Annotated in this window: 6 protein-coding genes and 1 pseudogene; 4 read left to right on the top strand and 3 right to left on the bottom strand. The window is 68.9% G+C overall.

Annotation, left to right across the window (positions count from 1 at the left end; genetic code table 11):
- Nucleotides 1-402 precede the first annotated feature (402 nt).
- Together ACFWVD_RS27915 and ACFWVD_RS27920 are read right to left on the bottom strand one after the other, a co-directional pair.
- Nucleotides 403-1,899 (bottom strand): DUF4157 domain-containing protein, encoded by a 1,497-nt coding sequence (locus ACFWVD_RS27915; protein ID WP_379247804.1) that lies wholly within the window; start codon nucleotides 1,897-1,899, stop codon nucleotides 403-405.
- A 513-nt stretch (nucleotides 1,900-2,412) separates the two neighbouring features.
- Nucleotides 2,413-2,754 (bottom strand): transposase, encoded by a 342-nt coding sequence (locus tag ACFWVD_RS27920; protein WP_379247806.1) that lies wholly within the window; start codon nucleotides 2,752-2,754, stop codon nucleotides 2,413-2,415.
- On the opposite strand from ACFWVD_RS27920, the gene ACFWVD_RS27925 reads away from it, so the two are divergent.
- Nucleotides 2,717-3,814, top strand: coding sequence for an SMI1/KNR4 family protein (locus ACFWVD_RS27925; protein WP_379247808.1), 1,098 nt, complete (start codon nucleotides 2,717-2,719; stop codon nucleotides 3,812-3,814). The two genes, ACFWVD_RS27920 and ACFWVD_RS27925, sit on opposite strands and share 38 nt — an antisense overlap.
- A gap of 3 nt (nucleotides 3,815-3,817) precedes the next feature.
- On the top strand, nucleotides 3,818-4,153 hold the full coding sequence (locus tag ACFWVD_RS27930) for a hypothetical protein (protein WP_379247810.1): 336 nt from the start codon (nucleotides 3,818-3,820) through the stop codon (nucleotides 4,151-4,153).
- Here the strand turns inward: ACFWVD_RS27930 and ACFWVD_RS27935 are convergent.
- On the bottom strand, nucleotides 4,105-4,767 hold the full coding sequence (locus tag ACFWVD_RS27935; RefSeq protein ID WP_379247812.1) for a hypothetical protein: 663 nt from the start codon (nucleotides 4,765-4,767) through the stop codon (nucleotides 4,105-4,107). The genes ACFWVD_RS27930 and ACFWVD_RS27935 overlap by 49 nt on opposite strands.
- Before the next feature lie 145 nt (nucleotides 4,768-4,912).
- Here ACFWVD_RS27935 and ACFWVD_RS27940 point away from each other — a divergent pair.
- Nucleotides 4,913-5,110: pseudogene (locus ACFWVD_RS27940) on the top strand (hypothetical protein); the annotation flags it as partial.
- A gap of 292 nt (nucleotides 5,111-5,402) precedes the next feature.
- On the top strand, nucleotides 5,403-5,858 hold the full coding sequence (locus ACFWVD_RS27945; RefSeq protein WP_081521117.1) for an RpiB/LacA/LacB family sugar-phosphate isomerase: 456 nt from the start codon (nucleotides 5,403-5,405) through the stop codon (nucleotides 5,856-5,858).
- Nucleotides 5,859-5,886: the final 28 nt, after the last annotated feature.

Here is a 5,886-nt window from a genome sequence, read left to right on the forward strand (position 1 = left end):
GGTGTCGGCCATGCGGGCCGCGAGCAGGGGCGCGAGACCGGACTTGATCATCATCGCGGAGGCGGTCACTCACCGAGGCTGGTTCCGCGCTTACCTGCGACGATGCGGCATCGGGCGCACGACCTGGAGAAGAACGTCCAGAAGCAGCACCGCCTCCCGGCGCGGCGGCCGGTCCACAGGCTTCGACCGCGCGACCTACTGCTGCCGCAAGACCGTCGAACGCCGCTTCGGCCAACTCGGACGCTTGCTCGGCATCGCCAGTCGTTATGAGAAGACCGCCACTTCCGACGAAGCAGCGGTCGTACTCGCAGCCATGCCGATCCAGGCAAGATCATTTCGAGGACGGGGCCTGGTCCGCCGGGGCCCGTGGATGCCCGGTCGGGCGTCCACGGCGATCTGTGACTACACGGCCAGTTCCTGCTGGGCTGCTGCGGGGGCGGGCAGGTCTTGGCCCGACCTGTTCTTCACGAGTTCGACGTTCTCGACGAACAGCTGGAAGAGCAGCTGGCTCGCGCCGAGCTCACGGCCGTTCTTGCCATTGTTGCCCTGCGCGATGCCGAGGCTGTAGGGCTCCTTGTCCTCGGCCTTCACGCCGATGTACCCACCGAGCGTGCCCTCGTTCGCGTTCGCGTTCTGGTAGCCGCCGCCGTTCGCCTTGCGGATCAGGTCGTTCTTGTAGCCCGGCCCGAGTGCCATATGGTCCTGGTTGAAGAGGAGTTCGTGGGCGCCGGGTTTCAGGGTGAACTTCAGCTGGACTGCGTAGGGGGGACCCTGGGTGTCGTAGTACCCGTCGGCCTGGCCCTGGTCGCCGAGATGGGCACCGATCGTCATGCCGGAGTACCCGTTCTCCCTGAATCCCTTTGCCGTTCCCTGGCCGCCCGCTACGTAGTCCGTCATTTCCTTTCGTGCGGCTTCGTCGCCCCAGTAGGTGAGGGTGCTGTAAGCCTCTTCGAAACTCATGGAGCGGTACAGCTCCATCCGCCCGGAGGTCTCCGGCATCTGCGCCAGATCGGCCAGAAGCCGGGGGCCGACGGACGTGATGATTTCATCGATCCTGCGCGGAGGCTTGCTGGCTTTGAAGCCCTTCGCGCTCTTCTTGGAAGCGGCGATCTGCGTGGACTTGGCCTTGGCGGCGGAGCTGCTCGATCCGCCCAGTCCCGCCTGCTCCTCCCAGTACTCGACCGTCAACCGGTCCTGAGGGCTCGCGACGCGCTGCACCGAGTGGTGAGAACCGTGAGAACCGGACACGACCGACGGTGCCGCATGACGCTGCACCTCCGCGGTGGCAGCCTGGTGGCCAGGGGCCATGACCCGGCTGGCGTTCGCCTCCGCCTCCCGCTCGAACCGGTCCGACGGGTCGGAGACCTTCAGCCCCGATCCGTTGTCGGTCCCCGCGACCGGCCCTTGGCGCTGCTGGATGACGTGGGTGAGTTCGTGGGCGAGGGTGTGCTTGTCGCTACCGCCGGCGCCGATGACGACATGGCTGCCCGAGGTGTAGGCGCGCGCCCCCACCTCGGCGGCGGAGGCCTTGGCGGCGCTGTTGTCATGGATGCGGACGTCGGAGAAGTCCGCACCGAGGCGGGCTTCCATGTCGCTGCGGGTGGCGGCGTCCATGGGGCGTCCGGGGGCGCGCAGTACGTCGTGAACGGCGACCCGCTGCACCTCGTGCTGTTCGGACTGCTGGTGTCCGCATCCGTCCGTGTGCTGGTGCTGCTCCTGGTCCCGCCCGTGACCGGCCCGCCGGAGCATCTGCACGACCGCGGCGTTGCCCGCACTCGCCTGGAGCCCCATCAGCTCCGCGGACGCCGCGGCCCCCTGCTGCGGGGCCGCGGTACGGCGGGTGGTCTGCAGCAATTGGTCGTCGGTCTTCTGCGTCGGACGGGGGTGCTTGGGACTCACGCGATCGCCTTTCCGGTACGTCGGGGAAGCCGCTTCGCACGGCTGCCAGGCCACACCCCCACCACGCCCCCAAGGGGCGGTCACCCGTCGTGACCAGGGGTTCTGAAGCATTATCAGCCAGCCTGCCGACGTGTGGGCCGTGATCGGCGCCTGGCGTCGACTCTCTGCCCGGACGTACATCCGGCCATGCAACCGGAGTGCCCGTTGAGGCAGACCCATCGGGCCCCACCGCGTCGGGCGACCTCCGTGGCTGCGTCGTCCCCTTCTCGATGCCGTCGATCTGCAGGGGTGTCAAAGGCGATGAAGAACGCGGGGTTCTTGGCGGCGAGCGCGGTGGCGGTGCGGCCGCGGGCGGCTGCCCGGCGCTGGAGCGCTGGAGGGCCTCGAAGGGCAGCCGGCCGGCTGCGGTGTCCCGGACGACGAGCGCGCGGACCAGGCTCTGGGGCAGTTGCTCGGCGGCCGTGGCCAGGTCGGGGAACCGGTCGTGCACCAGGGCGCCGCGGTGGGTCTGGATCAGCGCCCCGCCACCGGAAGCGGGGGCGGTAGACAGCAGGGCGCGTCGCAGGCTGACCGAGTCGATCGCGCATCGCGACCAGTCCAGCTCGCCGTGGGCGCCGAGTTCGTCCGGACTACGCGGTGGAGCCCGGTCCAGACCCGGGCCTGGCTCCACTGGGCCGAACGTCGGTAGACCGTCTGCCGGCTCGGGCCGAACGCCGGCGGCAGCTGCCGCCAAGTGCAGCCAGAGGTAGTCACGAAGATGGTCGCGGCCAAGGCATCACGGTCACCCGCTCGACGCCGGCCGCCGCCCTGCGGGCGTATGGCCTCCGTCGGCGGCACCACCCGCTGGAACAGCACCCACAATTCGTCCGGCGCCGGGCCGCTCAACCAGATCGGTCATGCACGGTTCAATGAACGATCAAGCCAAAAGAAACGACGGCTTAGGAACAGGACCCCCGCCGTGAGCAACGCCCTTGCACGTCTCCTCGAAATCGTCCCGGCGCCGAGCCGGTCCCGCGACAAGGATTGGGGTGGGGTCGAACGCGCCCTCTCAGTGGAACTCCCAGATGACTACAAGGAGTTCATCGACGTCTATGGAGGAAGTAACTGGGACGACTACCTCTACGTCCTGGAGCCCGACTGTCCCAACAAGCACTACGACCTCCTCATATGGGCCAAGTACCAGTTCGAAGACCTGCAGGACCTGTGGACGGTCGAGAAGAAGCCGACAGAACTGGAGACCGAGGGATCCGTGCTCATCGCGTGGGCGACCACGGACAACGGAGAATGCCTGTACTGGCTCGTTCTTCCGGGCGTTGAGCCGAACGGATGGACCGTCATGGCGAACGAGGTGAGCGACCGATGGGAACATTATCCCGTATCGTGCACGGATTCCTCGCGTCCGTCCTTACCGGAGAGTTGCAGTCGAACATCCTCTCCTCCTTGTTCCCCCTGGCCACGCATGAATTCCGCCGCCTCGGTCCGGTGTGACGATGCGGCGCTCTGCCGACACACGGGCACGCGCGGCCTGGCGGGATGCTGGGCGGAGCAGCCGCCGATACGCCTGACGGCGCGGCGACCGGGGCGCGGAAGGGCCTGCTTCGCACCGCCCTGCTGCACAGGGTGGGGTGGGAACAGTAACGGCCTGCTGATCAGCGCCGCCTTCACGGTCATCGTGCTGCCCAGCCCCGCCGTGATCGAGCTCGCGTCGGCGAAGCGTGCAGTAGCGCCCGCCCATCGGGAGCGGGCCTACGTCGACGGAAGAGGGACGGCGCTGTTCCGCGCCGGTCGGTCTTCGAGTTCGTGGCGGCGCGCGAGGACGGGAAGAGACGCCCGGGAACCCCAACAGAGCCGATGTTGCGAAGCCCGTCGTCACCGGTCCTGTGCGGCGAGGTGCACGGACAGGGCATGGGAGTAGGCGGTGCCGAACCCGCCGGCGACCGTCTCGGCGGACAGGCCGTCGCTCGCGCGCCTTGGCCAGGTCCGTCGTCTGCGGGCACGGCGTCCACGGGGCCGTCAGGGCGTGCTCGCCGAGCACGCCGCAGCTCCGCCGGTGATCGTGGAGGGCACCTTCGCGCTCGCTCTGCCCGAGCTCATCGCCGTGGCCACGCTGACCGTGCATGTCGGCCTGGGGGTGCGGACTCCGCCGAGCTCGCACCCCGTCCCGGTCAGGTCGTGTTCGGTCGTGTGCGACGGCGCGGGACGCGCTCAGCCGAAGCGGTTGATTTTGGGGAACTTCGCGGTGGTGTCGACGTAGTACTTGCGGACCAGCGGGCCGAAGCCGTCCTCCTCGTCCCCGAGGATCATCGACTTGACGACGCCCAGGCTCTTCGCCGCGGTGAACTCCTCCGGCTTCGTCTCGGGCTCCCCCGCGACCAGTGCCTTCCACCCCGCCCGGGACTCCGCCGTGGCGCTGACGTCCGGGTCGAGGCCCAGGTAGTAGACGCGGTCGTCGGCGTCCTTCCCGACGGCCAGGAAGACGAGCACGTGGAATCCGCTGGTGAACTTGCTCTTGGCCCCGCCCACGTGCTCGGCCGGACCGTTGACGTACACGGCGCGCTCGGCCTTCAGGGCCGTGTCGATGCCGGTCCACGCAGCCGAGGCACTGCGCACCGACCCGAGGTCGGCGGGCGTGAAGAGCCCGTCCTTCCCGGGGCTCAGCAGAGCGCCGACCTCCTTGGCGCGCCCCTGGCAGTTGCTGTCCATCATCTTCCCGAACGCGGAATCGACCGGCATCTGCAGCCAGCACGCGAGGCGCTTGAGACCGGTGCTGCCCTCCGTCGCGTCCACCGCCTTCGCGATCCGGTCCCTGATGTCCTTGAGCGTCGGCGTGGGCTTGTCGCCGGCCTGAACGTACGCCTGCTCGATCACGAAGCATCCCCCCGAGTCCGGGCTCCTATGACGCACGGAGCGTACCCACGAAGGAGCGGAGCGTGAAGACCCCGGGACGACCGACACCGCGTCGCAGGCGACCGAAACCACAAGGTGCGGCCCATGAAACTCCGCCGCGGCACTCGCGGATGTCGCCGCCTGCACTCGCGAGCCGCTGGCGGCGATCGACGTCAACGTCGCGGGCACTCGGACCGTCCGGGACGCGGCGGCGGCCAGCGACCGTGTCCGGCGGATGGTGTTCGTGTCCGGATGGTGTTCGTGTCGTCCGCCGGCGTCTACGGCGACGGAAGTCCCGAGGAGACTCACCTCCAGGACCTGCTGACCATGCGGCAGCTCCTGGAGGCCGTCCACGGGGGGATTCCTCCCCGGTTCCACGAGGGCCACACCCTGCGGCCGGTCTCCGTCTGCGGCAACACCAAGGTCTGGGGCAAGGAGCAGACCAGGGTGGTGCTCGGCGAGGTCGGCGTCTCGTTGTACACCGAGGAGAAGATGACGTCCGGTGGTGGTGCTGCCTCCGGAGCGCTCTGGCCACCGGGCCTCGTCCACGCCGCAAGTCGAGGTGATCGTGCTCGTTTTGCGGCGACCGTCCTGCCACGGCTGGTTAGTCTCGGGGCATGCGGATCTCTGTTTCCTCGGACATGGACGAACCCGTGGCTCGCGCGCTCCTCGGGCAACTACGCGACCGCGGACACGAGGTGATGACGTACGGGGCGCTCAGCCCCGGCGATGATCCGCAGTGGGCATCCTGCTCGGAGGCGGCGGCCCGCGAGGTGGCCGCGGGGAACGCCGACCAGGCGGTCGTCTGCTGCTGGACCGGTACGGGCGCGTCGATCGCGGCGAACAAGGTTCCCGGTGTACGTGCAGCCCTGTGCACGGACGCCTACACAGCGGACGGTGCGCGCCGCTGGAATGACGCCAACGTGCTCGCGCTCAGCCTGCGTCTGACCTCGGAACCACTCCTCAAGGAGATCCTCGACGCCTGGTTCGCCGCCGAGGCGAGCGCGGACGCCGAGGACCGAGAGAACGTGGCGCGCGTCAATCGGCTCGACGACACGAGAACCACACCCTGAAGGTAGGCGGCGGCGCCGGCGGGGTGCT

Source organism: Nocardia sp. NPDC058666 (assembly GCF_042714895.1).
Taxonomy (GTDB): domain Bacteria; phylum Actinomycetota; class Actinomycetes; order Mycobacteriales; family Mycobacteriaceae; genus Nocardia.